The organism is Neobacillus bataviensis LMG 21833 (assembly GCF_000307875.1).
Classification (GTDB): domain Bacteria; phylum Bacillota; class Bacilli; order Bacillales; family Cytobacillaceae; genus Neobacillus; species Neobacillus bataviensis.
In genome coordinates this window covers 86,485-102,864 of record NZ_AJLS01000074.1, presented here as the reverse complement: position 1 = coordinate 102,864, position 16,380 = coordinate 86,485, and the positions used below count along the sequence as shown (strand labels likewise).

Sequence of the window (16,380 nt, the reverse complement as noted above, 5' to 3'; positions counted from 1 at the left end):
AATTAGAGAACCTGCTCACCATAATTAGATAATTCCATTGGAACGAATCTACTTTTTTTATACCTACCAACAACGTTAAATAATTGACGTTGTTAGTAGATATGAGATAAACTAATACTTAAGGAGGTTAAAAAAGTGTCTGTCAAAAAAACTGAAAATATGGAATATTTAATATCCGACCTTGTCGAAGTATTCGGTATTAGCCAACGCTCGATTCGTTATTATGAAGAATTGGGATTGATTCATCCGAGACGAACAGCTGGGAATCACCGAATTTACACCAAAAGAGATCGAGCGAGAATAAAAATGATTCTTAGAGGAAAGCACCTCGGATTTTCCTTGCAGGATGCTGCCAAGCTGATTAGCTTATATGATCTTGACAACTCTCAAATCAAACAGTACGAAGAAGGGATTAAGCTTGCGTACAAACATTTAAGCGAGGTGAGGGAGCGACAGAAAGAGTTAGAACTGTTAGAAAGCGATTTATTGAATGCCATAGAAGATGCCGAATCAAGATATAACGCACTTAAAGAAAAGGGGCAATCAGATGAATAAAAAGGTCTTGGTGGAACAACAGGATAGGGTAACGATTATTACGATAAACCGACCAGAAAAACATAATTGTATTGATGGTGAAACAGCGCAATTACTCTATGAAGCCTGGGGTCAATTTCGTGATGATGATCAAGCAAAAGTGGCTATTTTAACTGGAAGTGGCCCGTCATTTAGTTCAGGTGCGGATTTAAAGGCAATTGATTCATTAGGGCCGCAAAATCAATATGATGCCAGTTTTGCCTATGATGGCAAAGGGTATTTAGGATTTACAAGAATGACAGATATCTTAAAACCTACGATTGCTGCTGTCAATGGCTTTTGTTTTGCTGGCGGCTTAGAAATGGCGGCCTGGTGTGATATTCGCATTGCGGCAACCAATGCTGAGTTTGGCTGTTTAGAAAGGCGCTGGAATGTTCCTTTGGTCGACGGTGGTACGCAGCGAATTCCGAGGATAGTGGGCTGGGGCCGAGGGATGGATTTGATATTAACTGGTAGAAAAATTGATGCTAACACCGCGTTGGATTGGGGGTTAGTAACGGAACTGGCTGATCCTAGTAATCTATTAAATCGTGCGCTAGAGCTTGCACACCAAATGGCTTCCTATCCACAAGGCTCATTACGATCTGATAAGCAGGCGGCAGTAAGGGGGTGGGGACTTCCACTTGAGGAAGCACTTCGGATTGAATGTCAATTAGGAATGCCTCATACAAAAAGTGAAGAAACAAGACAAGGATTAAACAATTTCATCAATCGAAAGGGGTAATGAAATGATTGCTGCGGAGTTGATTAAACGAGGGGCCAAGTATTATGCGAAAGAAACGGCTGTTATGTATAAAAATCAGAAACTGACATTTGAAGAGGTTCATAAAAATTCCAATCGATTAGCCCATGCTCTCTTTAAATTGGGGTTGGAAAAAGGTGATCGGATTTCCTTTTTGTTAGCCAATTCCATTCATAGTGTGGAAATTGACTTTGCTATGTTAAAGTCGGGATTGGTTCGTGTCCCTTTAAATACAAGGCTTTCAGAAGAAGAACATTTTCATATGATAACGGAGACGGATTCCAAGGCTATTTTATTTACAGAGGAATTTTCAGTCAGGGTGGCGAGACTGAAGGAAAGACTCCCAAAGGGAACTCTGTTTTGCCAAGTGGACGGTGTTTCTAAGTATGATTGGATGATTCCCATTTACGAGGAAATGAAAGCGGTTACTGATGAGGATCCAATTGTTCCTTTAGTAGAAGCTGATTACGCCACCCTTCAATATACATCTGGTACCACTGGGAAATTAAAAGCAGCCATTCATACCCAGGGATCCTGGGCGGCTATGGCAACGAATATCTTATCTACACTTACAATTAATAATGGGGATATTATGATGCACGCTGCTCCCTTAACACACGCTTCCGGCATACTAGTCCTACCACATTGGATTCGAGGCGCTGCCAATGCCATATTACCAACCTTTCATCCTCAAGAATTTCTACAAGCTGTTGAAACAATAAAACCAACTACACTTAATCTAGTTCCAACCATGATTGTCATGCTCCTATCAACTTCAGAGGTAGAAAAATACTCTTTTGATTCTGTTCGAAGTCTCATTTATGGCGCTTCACCGATGCCACGTGAAGCCTTAAAGAGAGGGCTTGAATTGTGGGGGCCAAAATTTATTCAATATTTCGGGCAAACTGAAGTTCCTCTTATTCTATCCATTTTACCGGTTGAAGACCATATTTTAGGACTAGAAAATCCAGCTTACTTTGATCGGCTGTTATCTTGTGGCAGGCCAACAATTACAACAGACGTGAAAATTGTTGATGGAGATGGCATCGAGGTTCCTCAAGGCGAAATAGGGGAGATTGTTGTCTCCTCCAATCAATCGATGGCAGGGTATTGGAAGGAGGACGAATTAACTGCCGAAACGGTTAAAGGAAAGTGGGTCTATACTCGTGATATGGGCTACATCGACCAAGAAGGATACTTGTATTTAGTAGACCGTAAGTCGGATATGATCATTAGCGGTGGATTTAATATTTATCCCCGTGAAGTGGAAGAAGTTCTATACCAGCATCCCGCAGTCATGGAGGCTGCAGTCGTGGGAATTCCAGATGCAACATGGGTTGAAAGTGTGAAAGCATTTGTCGTATTGAAAGAGGGCCACACAACGAGTGAAGAAGAACTTATTGAGTTTTGCAAAGATCACCTAGCATCCTATAAAAAGCCAAAATCTATCGAGTTTATTGATAGCTTACCGAAAAGTGCAGTTGGGAAGGTCGTTCGGAGGATGTTGCGGAAGGAAGAGTTGAAGAGATAGCGTAAGCCATTTATGTGCAGAAGCTATTTTTAGTGCCTGACCCCCGACATATTAGTGTATTCGCATCGGGGGTCAGGTGCTATTTTCCGTATTCGATAGGTTTTGCCCCTTTTAATATGTCAATTTGATGGATTATATTCCAAAACCTATAATAATTCAGTTTGAAGCGACCTCGTGCTCGATTAAACAAATCATATTCCATTGCTTACAGTTATCCTGCCCATGCCGTTTCTCACGCATCATCCAAATAATTGAAAGAAATGAAGGCGGCCTTTGTTACGAATTAAATCCGATTTTCTATTTTTACCTAAAAGAAAATGGATTTAACGCAGTCTTAACAGACGGTGTTGTTTATAATCATGCTGCGGATGAGTATCATCAACTTGGAAGGACGCATGTAACAATTCTTTTAAATCACGAGGAACAATCGTATTTAATAGACACGGTCTTTGGAGGGAATTTACCGTTAAAACCTGTTCCTTTATCCGGTGAAACCATATCCTTCTTATAATGGAGAGTTTAGAATGAAAAAAGTAAACCATCCATATGGGGATTATTGTTTAGAAATAAAATTAAAGCATAAAGATAAAGATTGGAAAATTGGCTATGCTTTTGATTCCAGAAAATCTATTGAAGATGTAGCGAATTTAAATGAGATCCAAACAATTATTGCCGAACACCCAAAATCATCATTTAACAAACATCCATTATTGACCCGACTTACCAAAAACGGAACTATCACCTTAACAGATACCACATTTACCCAATGGGCTGACGGAATTCTATCTAAAGAGACCATTGATAACGTGAAATTCAAGGATCTAGCAAAGCAACAATTTGGGCTGTGAAATTTAGGGATTTATAAGCCTGAACCAAATGTGCTGAAGCGCTAGCCAAATAAAGATGGATGATTACACGCCCTTACAACAAGCATTGCTAGGTATCTGTCGGCAAAACACATCTCAAATGTTAAAATTTAGGGAGGGAGGTGAGGACATGAATGAAAATTTCTTTTCTTGCTACTCGAATTTTATATTAATTTATTTTTAACCGATTTTTCCATCAATGTTTGATGTATCTACACCATCACCAAACCAATCTTTTAATTTTTCCTTTGCTTTATTTTTAATGTCATCATCAATGTACATTGCCACCTGGAGGAGGGCTACTCCTAATGCACCCAAATCATCTGTGTAACCTACTCCAACTGCAAAATCAGGAATTAAATCAAAAGGTAGGATGAAATATCCCAAGGCTCCAATTATGATGGTTTTTGCTTTAACTGGTACTTCAGGTTTCTGAAGAGTGAAATACAAGAGTAAAACCGCATACACAACGGATGAACCTGCTTTTTTGCCAAATTTCTTTAGTTTGTCCCAAAACTTTTCATCGGAGAAATTTTTACTTGCATCTTCCATTTCTTTTTCGAATTCTTCCTCACTTTTTTCCATTTTCACACAGCCCTTTCATATGCACTAAATTTATTTTACTATAATCCAATGAAAATATTTGTTTTAATATATTCAATTTATAACCGTTCCTCTGTCATTGTTTACCCATTTATCTATCTTTCCCAACCAGTACATGAATAAATGTCTATTTTCAAAAGAAAATATATGTGTAGATTATTGGATAAGGAGATGGACAGGTGAAAGCTAACATACTAAGAGCCTTGCTTTTTACATTGATTCTCAGTCTGGTATCGTGGGGAGCAACCAAAGTACATGCACAACCTGAAAAACCGCCACAATTAGCAGGCGGGTCGGAGAATAAAGAACGGATTCGCCACCCGGTTTCCAATATTATTTTGCAACAGCGATATCCGGAAACGGTGGTACTTAGAGGGGGACAAACAGAAAATAAGGTGGCTTTGACCTTTGACGATGGCCCTGACCCTCGGTTTACCCCAAAGATTTTAGATATCCTTAAAGAGCATAAGATTAAAGCGACCTTTTTCTTAATGGGAGCAAGGGCAGATGCCTATCCCGACCTTGTTAAGAGGATAAAAGCCGAGGGACATATTATTGGAAACCATACATATTGGCATCCGAATCTCGTGACACAAGGTGATATCAGTACACTTCAAAGTGAAGTGACTAAAACAGAAATAAGGTTAGCTGAGCTTAGCGGCTACAGAACCAAGCTATTCCGAGCACCCTATGGCTTTTTATATAATGAATTAGTGGAGAAGCTAAAAGAGATGAATTATTCCGTTATTGCCTGGTCAGTGGATTCTCTTGATTGGCATGAATCTCCTCCTGAACAAATTTCCTATAATGTTCTCAGCAATGTACATCCCGGTGCCATTATTATAATGCATGATGGGGCAGCATGGGATGAAGATAGGACGAATACGATCAAAGCTTTGAGACTGATTATACCAGCATTGAAAAAACAGGGGGTGACTTTTGAAACCGTTCCTGAATTAGTGAAGATTCCTTACAAAAAATAAATTATTTCTTAGGTGCGAATTAAGGTTTATAAAGATCAATAATAAGTATCGTTTTAAATGGCATATAGAAAAAATCAGGCACCTTCCAAACTTTTTGAGATGGTACCTGGTTTATTTTTTTGATAAAAATAGATTACCACCCAAAAGATTGCAGAAAATAATTAGACTAATTATGGTGTCATAACCTTAAATACTTTTTAGGACTGGTCTTTTATGGTAATATATGAGGAATGAGTTAGGGTGGGAGGAGTTTAAAAATGAATATGATTGAATTAATTAAATCACGACGTAATATAAAAAAATTTAGATCTGAACAGGTTGATGAGACCGTAATCAAAAATTGGCTAAATGCTGCTGCGATGGCACCCAATCATCGGATGACTGAACCATGGGAAATTATTTTCATTGGTTCGGAAACAAGAGAAAAGTTAAATCATAAATCAAATTTTGGGAACGCACCTACTTTATTCGCAGTGTTGTCAAGGCATGGGGCAACTAAAGTTGAATCAGAAGAAAATGTTGCCGCAACAGCCTGCTTTATCCAAAATTTTAATTTGGCAGCATGGTCCGAGGGAGTAGGGACGTTTTGGTCATCTATTGGCATAACGGGGCAAAATCGTGACCTTCTAAAGGTACCAGAACATTTTGATTTGCTTGGTGTGCTTGCTGTTGGATATCCTGAGATGATTCCGGATCCTAAGCCACGAACTCCAATTGAAAACAAACTTACATACTTACCTTAAAACTGATTCATTACGAAGAATGTAAGCTTTTTACTTAGTTATGTAGGAAATGTCCTTTTTCAAAAAAAGTCCTATAGAAATCCAACGAGTTATTTTAACTAGCTCTTGATTATTTTCTTCATTCGTTATAGAATAAGAAAAATCAAAAAATTCAATTTAAGTGAAAACACAATGATTGGGAGCATTAAGGACTATTTATTGTATAGAGAGCTGTCGGTTGGTGAAAGACGGTCAATAAATCCCCCAACTCGCCCAGGAGTGGTAAGGCCGATATGTAGGCCTTAACGGTCGGCCGCCGTAATCGAGTCGTAAAGTGGATTCGTTTTGTTTTTTAAAACGAATCAAAAAGAGTGGTACCACGTAGGCAAAGCCTGTCGTCTCTTATGAGATGATGGGCTTTTTTTATTTTTTAAAATGGGACTATTAAAATGAAAAGGTGGTCGTGCACATGAAAAATGTTGAAAAGTATTCCAGAGGATATTTTATACCCCCGGTGAAAAGTTTGAAATGGACTGAGAAGGAATATATTACGGAAGCCCCAACATGGTGCAGTGTCGATCTAAGGGATGGAAATCAGGCGTTGGTGATCCCCATGGGTCTAGAGGAGAAGCTGGAATATTTTCAATTGCTTTTGGAAGTAGGCTTCAAGGAAATTGAAGTGGGCTTTCCTGCTGCATCAGAAACAGAATTTGCTTTCCTGCGTACATTGATCGAACAGGATTTGATTCCAGAGGATGTAACGGTTCAAGTGCTAACGCAGTCAAGAGATCATATTATTGAAAAAACATTTGAAGCACTTCGGGGTGTTAACAAAGCAGTGGTCCACCTTTACAATTCGACTTCAGTGGCACAGCGTGAGCAGGTTTTTAAAAAATCGGAAGAGGAAATCGTTGACATTGCAGTAACCGGAGCGAAGTTGCTTAAACAATATGCGGCCAAGACGGAGGGAAACTTCCAATTTCAGTATTCACCAGAAAGCTTCACGGGTACAGAGATGGAGTTTGCACTTGACGTTTGTAACCGAGTACTTGATATTTGGCAGCCAACTGATGAGAACAAGGTAATCATCAACCTACCAGCTACGGTATCCATGTCCATGCCACACGTTTACGCTAGCCAAATTGAGTTTATGAGTGATCACCTGAACTACCGTGACAATGTCATCCTTTCACTTCATCCACATAATGACAGGGGAACAGGTGTTGCTGATGCAGAGCTTGGGATGCTTGCTGGTGCACAGAGGGTCGAAGGAACGCTGTTTGGAAATGGAGAAAGGACAGGAAATGTCGATATCGTCACTCTTGCCATAAACATGTATTCACACGGGGTAAATCCGCAGCTTCATTTTGAACATATCCGTGAAATCATTTCCAAGTATGAGAAATTGACTAGAATGAGGGTTCATGAAAGACACCCATATGCCGGTGAACTAGTCTTTACAGCCTTCTCAGGTTCTCATCAGGATGCCATTGCCAAAGGGATGAAATGGCGTGAAGAAGCAGAACGTCAGTATTGGGCCGTCCCTTATCTTTTAATTGATCCAAAGGATATTGGCAGAGAGTATGAAGGAGATATCATCCGGATTAATAGCCAATCCGGTAAGGGCGGGATTGGTTACATCTTGGAGCAAAATTATGGGCTTGATCTTCCTGCCAAAATGCGTGAAAGCTTTGGCTATCATGTTAAAAATGTATCAGACCGTTTGCATAAAGAGCTTATGCCAAACGAAATCTATGACATCTTTAATAGGGAGTATGTGAATATAAATACCCCAGTCGGGTTTACTAATTACAGATATACGCAAAATGATCATTACGAAACGATTGTATCAATCCGGATTAATAATGAGATTCACGAATTTACAGGTGTGGGGAATGGAAGACTGGATGCCATCAGCAATGTTCTCCAAACGGCATTGGGAATTAGTTATAAGGATTTAGTGTATAAGGAGCATGCTCTAGAAATTGGTTCCCAGTCAAACGCTGTATCTTATGTGGGAATCACTGCATTAGATGGTACTGTTTATTGGGGCTGCGGAATTGACGCAGATATTATGACTTCTTCTGTTAAAGGGTTGTTTAGTGCCATTAACAATATGATTACCAGCGCTAAACTGCCAATTGAAACAGAATTCCACCTTACAAAAAAATAAAATCTTAAAAGCTTGTAGAAATCACAAAGTCAATAGACAGTTTCTACAAGCTTTTTTTTGTGCTGTAAAATTTCACTTTCTCTCAATGAAATTTTATCCTTTTGTTCATAAGAAATTATAAGGGGAATATACATCAAAATAGTGCGGCTATTTTTTACTGGGAGGAAAAATCATGAATGATGTCTTTGAGAAGACAGCTAGGTTTGAACATCGTTTTTGGCTCCAAATATTAGGTGATCATTCAAGATTTATATATGAAGCTCTTGCCCCCATTCAAAAAGTGGAGATTGAACAGGCCTCTAACTTTATTCAGGTATTTGATACACTTCTGGAAAATGCAAGCTCGACTGATGTGATACAATTAACCGTCCAAGCTGAAACAGAAGTAATAAAATTACGCGAATTTAAATTTGAATTAATACGAAAACATCTTATAGGGAAAATCAAAATTCACCTTTCACCCACCTTTCTTAATCACATGGTAAATGAGCTAGAAGAATATTTACGAATTCTAAAACACTTAAAAACAGGGCAAGTCCCACCTGTTTACCATGAACTACATCATCATCTTTTATGGTTGTCAGACGCCGCAGGTCATTCAGAAGCAATTTCCTCCAATTTAGACGGTGTTGAGAAGAAATTAAGGGACAAAAGCAATACATTTAAGAAGGGTTTTGAAGCTTTTTACCTAAAGGCTGTAGAAATGGCGGGGTATTTAAGAACCAATTTAACTGTGTTTCCTGCTTTGTCAAAAATGAATGTGGACGCCGAGTTAGAAATAAAGCTATTTAAAAACTTTTTACATGAAATAGAAGAACTAGAATTAAGTAATCAAGCATTAGGAACATTTGCTCCATTAATGGCGGATCATATGTCACGTGAAGAATGTTATTATCTTATGAAATTAGCAGAATCAGCGAATCTAGATTCACCAAACTGTGATCCAACTAAACCTCGACTTAAAGCATGAAAAAATATTAGGTAGGGAATCCATCTCTGCCTTTTTTCCATTTTTAAAAGGAGAATAATAGAATTTTGTCGAAGTATAGGTTGATTCCTACATTTTATTAGGAAATGGAGATAATATTTATATGATAACTTTTGAAAATATTAATACCCTTGGACATCTGGTAATTGAAAATCACCAATACAAACACATTCATTATCCAGAAATGTTACTCAGGTATGATAGTAATTTTATAGAGTTTAAAAATACACCATCCTTGGCTGAATTTAAAAATGCCGAGAATTACTTAAGAAATTATCATTTGAAAAATGGTCAAAAGCATGTAAAGTTTTATTTTCCCGCGAATGAAAAACCCGCAGTGGAAATACTTGATTACATGAAAAAAACAGGTTATGCAATCGGTTTTCTCGAACTATACACTATTCAACCTCGTCAATTTCCTTCAGTAGTAGACAACCCTGATATAGAGATTGATGTTGTAACAGATAAGACCCTTGAGACTTTTCTTGAATTACAATATCAGCAAGACTTAGAGTTTGGCAGTGAATTTGCAAATCAAAAGATTGAATTACATAAACGAAATTTCGAGGAACAGAATATTCTTCAACTGATTGCATTTTATAAAGGGAATCCAGCAGGCTCAGTAGATGTTATTGTATCGAAAGAAACAGCAGAAATTGATAGTTTAGGTGTCGATGAAAACTTCCAGAAAAAAGGAATAGGAAGCAGGCTGCAAAAATTTGTGATGGAAAAATTCCATGATAAGACCATCATTTTGGTAGCGGATGGAGAAGACACTCCAAGAGAAATGTATAGAAGACAAAACTATCAAAATCATGGATTTAAATATCACGCACACAAAGTTTACGAAAATTAGGCGCAATAAGTTGGTGTTACAGCGCAGTCCCATAACATACACTCTTCTTAAAACGTTTTTAAATTTTAAGATTAAGGAGAGGGAGATATGAAATTTGAGATGCAAAAAGCAAATATGCTTGCGGAACAAATAAATGATTTTATTCAATATGTCAAAAAAAGTTTTAATCCTAGAAACAGTCTTTATGCAAATAAAGATAAAATATATCAGATTAAACTGTGGGTGGAGGAATATAAGTTTCAAATTATAGCCGATGAGCTCCATCGAATAAATCAATTTTCTTGGGATGAAAAGTACACTTTTTATTTAGTAGATCAATTTCGAAAAGGGATTAACATTATCGAAGAATATGTATCTAATAACTACAACGACCTATTCCTCTTTACGTCTAGAATATATACTTTAAAAAATCTTATTCAATTATTGAAAAAGTGAAGTATAAAGAGGGATAATTTAATGTAATGGGAAGCCTATCACCTACCACTATGTTGTTTAATATAGTAAAATAAGATGAAATGATTGGAGTATAGGCAACATTCGAATTTATACAGTGTGGGGGATATAAGGTGACGTATCAATTAAATAACAGATTTAAAATGTTTACATTAAATTCAAATGAAACGCTAGCAGCAGAAATGGCTGAACTTTTAGGCTGTAAATTGGGTAAATGCTCTGTTACGAAATTTAGTGATGGAGAAATACAAATTCATATTGAAGAAAGTGTTCGAGGCAGTGAGGTATTTATTGTTCAATCCACTTCCTCCCCTGTTAATGAAAATTTGATGGAGCTCCTCATCATGATTGATTCCTTAAAAAGGGCTTCTGTCGGAACGATTAATGTTGTCATACCTTACTATGGGTATGGACGGCAGGATCGAAAGGCTCGTTCCCGGGAACCGATTACAGCTAAACTTGTCGCTAACCTTTTGGAAGCGGCCGGAGCAACTAGAGTTTTAACAATGGATTTGCATACTCCTCAGCTTCAAGGTTTCTTTGATATTCCGGTAGAACATCTATTTGGCGTGCCAATCCTAACACAGTATTATGAAAATAAAGGATTAGATAATATTGTTGTTGTTGCTCCGCATAATGGCAGTATTGGAAGAGCAAGAAAAATGGCCAAGCTATTACATGCTTCACTTGCTCTTATTGATAAAAGGACACTTGGGGAAAATGAGGAAGAAACCATTAATGTCATTGGTAATGTAGAAGGGAAAAATGCCATTATCATTGATGATTTAATTGATACAGCTGAAACTATTACATCTGCAGCAAAGGCGGTTGCGGAAAATGGCGCAACTTCAATCTATGCAGGCTGTACTCATCCCGTATTTACCGCACAAGCAATTGAAAAAATTGAAATGTCACCAATTAAAGAACTTGTCGTAATGAATACGATTGAGTTACCAGAAGAGAAAAAAATCCAAAAGATAAAAACGATATCCGTCGCCCCATTGCTAGTTGAGGCGATCGATCGGATTCATAATGAGAAAGCAGTTAGTCCGTTATTTGAATAAATTTAGTGTTTAGCCAACTACGCTAAGTAGTTGGCTTTTATAAAATTGAATTGACATAATTGAAACATGTAAGTTGTTATTTAGTTGAAATGATTGATGTAATACTTAACATTTTGGAGTTGAGGGGTTATGAGTCATGTTTTTGCAAAATGGTACGACTTTTTTATGAATCCGTTGGAGAAAAGGAAATTTAAACAGATTCGTAAGGAACTTTTATCGAATGCAACGGGATGTGTCCTTGAATTAGGATCAGGGACTGGAGTAAATTTTCCTTTTTATAATAATGAAGTTGAAAAGGTAACAGCTGTGGAACCAAGTAAACATATGATTGAGCAATCAACTCCAAAACTTAAACAATCGATTGTTCCTATTGAAATTGTTCAAGCGGGTGCAGAAGAATTGCCATTTGCGGCAAATACCTTTGATACAGTTGTTGCTACTCTCGTATTTTGTACCATCCCAAATCCGGGAAAAGCACTTCTAGAGCTGAAACGGGTTTGCAAACCGGAAGGGAAAATCCTTCTATTTGAACATGTTAAAATGGAAAATCACTTCCTGGGGGCACTCCAAGAGATGCTAACACCTGCTTGGAAAAAGATATGTGATGGATGCTGCTTAAATAGAAAAACCATAGAGCTATTGAAATTACATAATATTACAATTACAAGTGTACAAAAATACTATAGGGATTTATTTGTATATATAGAGTCTGTAAATAAGAAATAAAGCATATGATGGGGAATAAATTAGCCAACTATGATTAGGTAGTTGGCTTTTATATCGAATTAGAAATTTTTTATTACCATTTCCCTTGATAAAGTGAGGATGTACCAATTTTGTTAGAAGGAAAATAAGGAAATCCAACGAATGGTTTAATTGTATGAATATATAAGATTCCAATTTAAATTGGAAACTTAATACTTATATCCGAAAATTTTGTTAAAAAACATTAGGAGGTTTTGAGAAGAGAATGAGAGTATTAATTATAGGTGCAAGCGGAACACTAGGTAGTCATATAGTGGATGATTTAAAAAATGATTTTGAAATCATCCAAGTAAGTAAGAGTAAGTCAAATATTCATGTAGACATTACCTCAACTGAAAGTATCAAAGAAATGTATAGGAAAGTTGGTAAAATAGATGCAGTAGTTAGTGCAGCTGGGGCTGCTCATTTTGGCCTTGTGAAAGAAATTACTCCTGAACTGAATGACATCGCATTACGTAGCAAATTGGCAGGGCAAGTTAATTTAGTATTACTTGGACAAGAATACGTTAACGATTATGGTAGCTTTACACTTACAACTGGAATTTTGATGGATGATCCGATCCTAGGAGGGGCTTCTGCTGCGATGGCGAACGGAGGGATAAGAGCCTTTGTTAAATCAGCAGCTATTGAAATGCCTAGAGGTATTCGAATTAATAGTGTTAGTCCAACAATTTTGAGCGAATCTATAGAGAAATATGGAAACCTTTTCAATGGGTTTGAACCTGTGTCAGGTAAAAGGGTCGCAACTGTCTATAGAAAGAGTATTCAAGGTGCACAAACCGGTCAGAGTTATGAAATTTATTGATGCCACACGTTGTTTTTAAGATAGAAATTGTAAAAAAAGATTAGGTAGTTCAGTAAGTGAAATTGTTCATTTTTTATTTTAATAATGCTATAAAAGAATAGTAATAAAAAAGGAATCTAAATTTTAACAATTTAGATTCCTTTTTTATTGTAGGTTTTCCTGTCAATATTATGAAAAAGGCAAATCCAAAAAGATTATTATAAATATTATAAATATTTTGACTAATGTGAATGTATATGATATATTTACGGTATTCCATGGTCAGACCAAGTTTTTATTCCTTTTATTGACCAATGTAAACGATTGCAACAAACTTTTTACCTTGAAGGGAGCAGATGTTTTGTATTTCACTATCTATAAAAAAGAAGGTGAGAAAGAATGGAAACATTAGTAAACGTTAACGAAAGTATCGAAAGTACTAAAAAGATCACAGTCAATTTGATTGATTGTGATGTTCATCCCTTTATGTCTTCACTAGATGAATTGGCTCCATACCTTGATGAAGCATACCAAAAGCAACTTAATATTGGAAAATTTAAGAATGATAGGTTAAAGAATCAAAATAATGGCGGATTCACATTTCCACTTGGGAGGTATGGAAATCCGGGTCACGTACTTCGCACGGATGCAATCCCACCTAGTGGTGAGACACCTGGGTCAGACCCACAATTTTTAACAAAGGATTTATTTGACCGATATGACACTACATACGGCATTTTAAACATTGGTCATGGAACGATGGGTGCTTATCATAATGTTAACCTTGCTGCAGAATATACTAGGGCATCGAATGATTGGCTCTATGATAAATGGGTAAAAAGTGACCACAGATTTAAAATGACGATGGAAGTTATTCCATTAGACCCACAACTAAGTGTTAAAGAAATAGAAAGAATTGGTCGAAAACCAGGGATAGCCGGAATAAATTTGCGCGTTGTTAACATCCCGTTTGGGAAGCGGCATTTTTGGCCGATATATGAAATTGCAGAGGAATATGGTCTTCCAATAATCGTCCATCCTGATGCTGAAAATACGGCAGAATACTCTCCGAATCAGGCGATTGGCCCTGCTTCTACCTATATTGAATGGCATTCTACTCTGCCAATTATTGCGATGAGACAGATTCCAAGTCTTATTTTTGAAGGCGTATTTGAAAAGTTTCCAAAGTTGAAATTTGCTTTTATCGAATACGGTTTTGCCTGGATAGCTCATTTAATGTGGAGGTTAGATAAAAATTGGAAAGGGCTAAGGCAGGAAGTGCCTTGGTTGAAAATACCCCCTAGCGAATATATCAGAAGAAATATCCGGTTAGGCACACAGCCAATAGAAGAACCATTTAAACCAAATCACCTTCTAGAGTTGATTCAAATGATAAAGGCTGAAGAGATGCTATTATTTTGCAGTGATTATCCTCATTGGGATGGAGACAATCTTCAAAGAGTATTTCTTCGATTTCCAGAAGAATTAAAACGAAAAATATTCTATGAAAATGCTTTGGATACCTTTAGGTTTTAATTTATTCAAGGGAGGTAATTGATTCTTGAGTCCAGTAGAAAAAACACATAGTCAAACTCGTGTAGTTTTATTCCCCTATGATCAACTAAAACCAGGAGAAAGAAAATTAATAAAAGTAGACCAGCTAGAAATAGCCATTATGAATGTAGATGAAAATCTTTACGCATTTAGAAATGAATGCCCACATCAAGGCATCCCAATGATTTTCGGGTCAATAACGGGAACTATGTTGACCTCTAATCCTCAGGAATATGAATATGGACTAAATAATGAAATCATCACATGTCCTTTACATGGGTGGGAATTTGAGTTGAAAACGGGCAAATCATTGTTTTCACCTAATCAGGTTACGCTTCTAACTTATGATGTAAGAAGAGAAGAGAGAGATATTGTCCTTTATCTAAAAAGAAAGCCTGAGAATATAAGTATCATAGACTTTCAATGCATCCCTAATTGTAAATAATTGAAATTTTAAAATTCAAAATGCAATCCATATATTTATAGAGAGAAGGTAATTAAATGAAAATAATTGTTATTGGCGGAGCAGGAATACAAGCATTGGGGACAATTTATGATTTATTAGAAAATGATGCGGTTAATGAAGTAATGGTTGCGGACATTTTAATCGAAAAAGCGGAAGAAAGAGCGAAGCAAATTGGAGATCCACGCTTAACTGCAAAGCAGATTAATGTTCTAAATGAGGATGAAACTGCCGAAATTATTAAAGATTTTGACGTAGTTATTAATAGCGGTCCCGCATTTCTTTGTCCGAATGTAACCAGAGCAGCGTTAAGTGCGGGGGTCAATTATGTAGACCTTGGTGCTTGGCCAGAAGAAACGAACGAACAATTAGAAATGACAAAAGGCTTTGAGGCAAAGGGAATAACGGCAGTACTTGGAATGGGAAGCGGACCCGGGATTTCAAATATGATGGCATTAGCTGGGGTAGAACAGTTAGATACAGTATCAGATATTGATATTACAATAGCTATGAAGGATTTCACTGAATACACGTCTCCGCTCGTTACACCGTATATGTTAGATACCATTATCGATGAATATACCTTAAATCCTGTTGTAGTAAAAAATGGTAAAGTAACAAAAATTGATCCACTCGTATCAAGACCTGTAAAGTTTAAGGATCCTATTGGGCTTACGCGACCTGTATACACGATCCATCCGGAGCCAGTTACACTTTATGAATCATTTAAAGAGCTTGGTTGTAAAAATACGACCTTCAGTATCGCTCTTCCAAAGGAATTCCATGAAAAAGTAGAGTTTCTTGTTCGTCTTGGGTTTGGTAGTAAGGAACCGATTAACATAGGCGGCGTTGAGTTATCACCAAGACAAGCGCTTCTATCTGTTGTAAATCAATTGAATCAGCCAAAAGTGGAAAAAGAGCAATACAGTGTAACTCGTGTAGATGTTATAGGAATGAAAGATGGTCAACATGAGAAAATCATGGTTGAGGTTTACGTTGGAACTGAAAAGAAATGGAACATCCCAGCTGGAGCATTAAAAACTTCAGTACCGCCTTCCATAGTAGCGCAAATGCTTGCTCAGGGCAAAGTGACACGGAAAGGCGTTTTCCCTCCCGAAAAATGTATAGAAACGGCACCTTTCTTTAAGGAATTAGCTAAAAGAGGCATGGAGGTTTATTTAAATAAGGTTGAACATGCGTTGTAAATAATATTAAGGTCATAAATGTGTTTTTCACTAT

The 16,380-nt window shown here is 37.1% G+C and carries 18 protein-coding genes and 1 other annotated feature; of the genes, 17 read left to right on the top strand and 1 reads right to left on the bottom strand.

Going from position 1 to position 16,380, the window contains the following annotated elements; genetic code table 11:
• Positions 1-135 precede the first annotated feature (135 nt).
• From BABA_RS12665 to BABA_RS28290, 5 genes are all read left to right on the top strand, one after another.
• On the top strand, positions 136-555 hold the full coding sequence (locus tag BABA_RS12665; protein WP_007085590.1) for a MerR family transcriptional regulator: 420 nt from the start codon (positions 136-138) through the stop codon (positions 553-555).
• Positions 548-1,318 carry an enoyl-CoA hydratase-related protein gene (locus BABA_RS12660; RefSeq protein ID WP_007085589.1) on the top strand — a complete coding sequence of 257 codons (771 nt, stop codon included), beginning with the start codon at positions 548-550 and terminating at the stop codon, positions 1,316-1,318. The genes BABA_RS12665 and BABA_RS12660 overlap by 8 nt, the downstream gene beginning before the upstream one ends.
• A gap of 4 nt (positions 1,319-1,322) precedes the next feature.
• Positions 1,323-2,867 (top strand): class I adenylate-forming enzyme family protein, encoded by a 1,545-nt coding sequence (locus BABA_RS12655; RefSeq protein WP_007085588.1) that lies wholly within the window; start codon positions 1,323-1,325, stop codon positions 2,865-2,867.
• Positions 2,868-2,994: 127 nt separating this feature from the next.
• Positions 2,995-3,378 carry an arylamine N-acetyltransferase gene (locus tag BABA_RS28295; protein WP_051186046.1) on the top strand — a complete coding sequence of 128 codons (384 nt, stop codon included), beginning with the start codon at positions 2,995-2,997 and terminating at the stop codon, positions 3,376-3,378.
• 13 nt (positions 3,379-3,391) lie between these two features.
• Complete coding sequence (locus BABA_RS28290; RefSeq protein WP_051186045.1) at positions 3,392-3,715, top strand: arylamine N-acetyltransferase; 324 nt, start codon at positions 3,392-3,394, stop codon at positions 3,713-3,715.
• A gap of 198 nt (positions 3,716-3,913) precedes the next feature.
• Here the strand turns inward: BABA_RS28290 and BABA_RS12645 are convergent, their stop codons facing one another.
• Entirely contained in the window at positions 3,914-4,318 is a 405-nt protein-coding gene (locus BABA_RS12645) for a YkvA family protein (protein WP_007085587.1), read from the bottom strand.
• A gap of 197 nt (positions 4,319-4,515) precedes the next feature.
• Between BABA_RS12645 and BABA_RS12640 the strand changes: the two genes are divergently transcribed.
• From BABA_RS12640 to BABA_RS12585, 12 genes are all read left to right on the top strand, one after another.
• Positions 4,516-5,319 carry a polysaccharide deacetylase family protein gene (locus BABA_RS12640; RefSeq protein ID WP_007085586.1) on the top strand — a complete coding sequence of 268 codons (804 nt, stop codon included), beginning with the start codon at positions 4,516-4,518 and terminating at the stop codon, positions 5,317-5,319.
• 257 nt (positions 5,320-5,576) lie between these two features.
• On the top strand, positions 5,577-6,062 hold the full coding sequence (locus BABA_RS12635) for a nitroreductase family protein (RefSeq protein WP_007085585.1): 486 nt from the start codon (positions 5,577-5,579) through the stop codon (positions 6,060-6,062).
• Between the two features lie 162 nt (positions 6,063-6,224).
• Positions 6,225-6,447: a binding site (T-box leader), on the top strand.
• A gap of 63 nt (positions 6,448-6,510) precedes the next feature.
• On the top strand, positions 6,511-8,214 hold the full coding sequence (locus tag BABA_RS12630) for a 2-isopropylmalate synthase (protein WP_007085584.1): 1,704 nt from the start codon (positions 6,511-6,513) through the stop codon (positions 8,212-8,214).
• Positions 8,215-8,386: 172 nt separating this feature from the next.
• Positions 8,387-9,184: a DUF2935 domain-containing protein gene (locus BABA_RS12625; RefSeq protein ID WP_007085583.1), complete on the top strand. Its 798-nt coding sequence runs from the start codon at positions 8,387-8,389 to the stop codon at positions 9,182-9,184.
• Between the two features lie 121 nt (positions 9,185-9,305).
• Entirely contained in the window at positions 9,306-10,058 is a 753-nt protein-coding gene (locus BABA_RS12620) for a GNAT family N-acetyltransferase (protein ID WP_007085582.1), read from the top strand.
• 87 nt (positions 10,059-10,145) lie between these two features.
• Positions 10,146-10,493, top strand: coding sequence for a hypothetical protein (locus BABA_RS12615; RefSeq protein WP_007085581.1), 348 nt, complete (start codon positions 10,146-10,148; stop codon positions 10,491-10,493).
• A gap of 131 nt (positions 10,494-10,624) precedes the next feature.
• Positions 10,625-11,575, top strand: coding sequence for a ribose-phosphate diphosphokinase (locus tag BABA_RS12610; protein ID WP_007085580.1), 951 nt, complete (start codon positions 10,625-10,627; stop codon positions 11,573-11,575).
• A gap of 129 nt (positions 11,576-11,704) precedes the next feature.
• Entirely contained in the window at positions 11,705-12,301 is a 597-nt protein-coding gene (locus tag BABA_RS12605) for a class I SAM-dependent methyltransferase (RefSeq protein ID WP_007085579.1), read from the top strand.
• A gap of 244 nt (positions 12,302-12,545) precedes the next feature.
• Complete coding sequence (locus tag BABA_RS12600) at positions 12,546-13,145, top strand: short chain dehydrogenase (RefSeq protein WP_007085578.1); 600 nt, start codon at positions 12,546-12,548, stop codon at positions 13,143-13,145.
• Positions 13,146-13,523: 378 nt separating this feature from the next.
• Positions 13,524-14,660 carry an amidohydrolase family protein gene (locus BABA_RS12595; protein WP_007085577.1) on the top strand — a complete coding sequence of 379 codons (1,137 nt, stop codon included), beginning with the start codon at positions 13,524-13,526 and terminating at the stop codon, positions 14,658-14,660.
• Positions 14,661-14,685: 25 nt separating this feature from the next.
• Positions 14,686-15,123, top strand: a complete 438-nt coding sequence (locus BABA_RS12590) for a Rieske (2Fe-2S) protein (protein WP_007085576.1) — start codon at positions 14,686-14,688, stop codon at positions 15,121-15,123.
• A 56-nt stretch (positions 15,124-15,179) separates the two neighbouring features.
• Positions 15,180-16,346, top strand: coding sequence for a saccharopine dehydrogenase family protein (locus BABA_RS12585; protein ID WP_007085575.1), 1,167 nt, complete (start codon positions 15,180-15,182; stop codon positions 16,344-16,346).
• Positions 16,347-16,380: the final 34 nt, after the last annotated feature.

Coding starts and splice junctions, on each gene's coding strand:
- BABA_RS12660 (WP_007085589.1), top strand. CDS start 548: ATGAATAAAAAGGTCTTGGTGGAACAACAGGATAGGGTAACGATTATT.
- BABA_RS12655 (WP_007085588.1), top strand. CDS start 1,323: ATGATTGCTGCGGAGTTGATTAAACGAGGGGCCAAGTATTATGCGAAA.
- BABA_RS28295 (WP_051186046.1), top strand. CDS start 2,995: ATGGATTATATTCCAAAACCTATAATAATTCAGTTTGAAGCGACCTCG.
- BABA_RS28290 (WP_051186045.1), top strand. CDS start 3,392: ATGAAAAAAGTAAACCATCCATATGGGGATTATTGTTTAGAAATAAAA.
- BABA_RS12645 (WP_007085587.1), bottom strand. CDS start 4,318: ATGGAAAAAAGTGAGGAAGAATTCGAAAAAGAAATGGAAGATGCAAGT.
- BABA_RS12635 (WP_007085585.1), top strand. CDS start 5,577: ATGAATATGATTGAATTAATTAAATCACGACGTAATATAAAAAAATTT.
- BABA_RS12630 (WP_007085584.1), top strand. CDS start 6,511: ATGAAAAATGTTGAAAAGTATTCCAGAGGATATTTTATACCCCCGGTG.
- BABA_RS12625 (WP_007085583.1), top strand. CDS start 8,387: ATGAATGATGTCTTTGAGAAGACAGCTAGGTTTGAACATCGTTTTTGG.
- BABA_RS12620 (WP_007085582.1), top strand. CDS start 9,306: ATGATAACTTTTGAAAATATTAATACCCTTGGACATCTGGTAATTGAA.
- BABA_RS12615 (WP_007085581.1), top strand. CDS start 10,146: ATGAAATTTGAGATGCAAAAAGCAAATATGCTTGCGGAACAAATAAAT.
- BABA_RS12605 (WP_007085579.1), top strand. CDS start 11,705: ATGAGTCATGTTTTTGCAAAATGGTACGACTTTTTTATGAATCCGTTG.
- BABA_RS12600 (WP_007085578.1), top strand. CDS start 12,546: ATGAGAGTATTAATTATAGGTGCAAGCGGAACACTAGGTAGTCATATA.
- BABA_RS12595 (WP_007085577.1), top strand. CDS start 13,524: ATGGAAACATTAGTAAACGTTAACGAAAGTATCGAAAGTACTAAAAAG.
- BABA_RS12585 (WP_007085575.1), top strand. CDS start 15,180: ATGAAAATAATTGTTATTGGCGGAGCAGGAATACAAGCATTGGGGACA.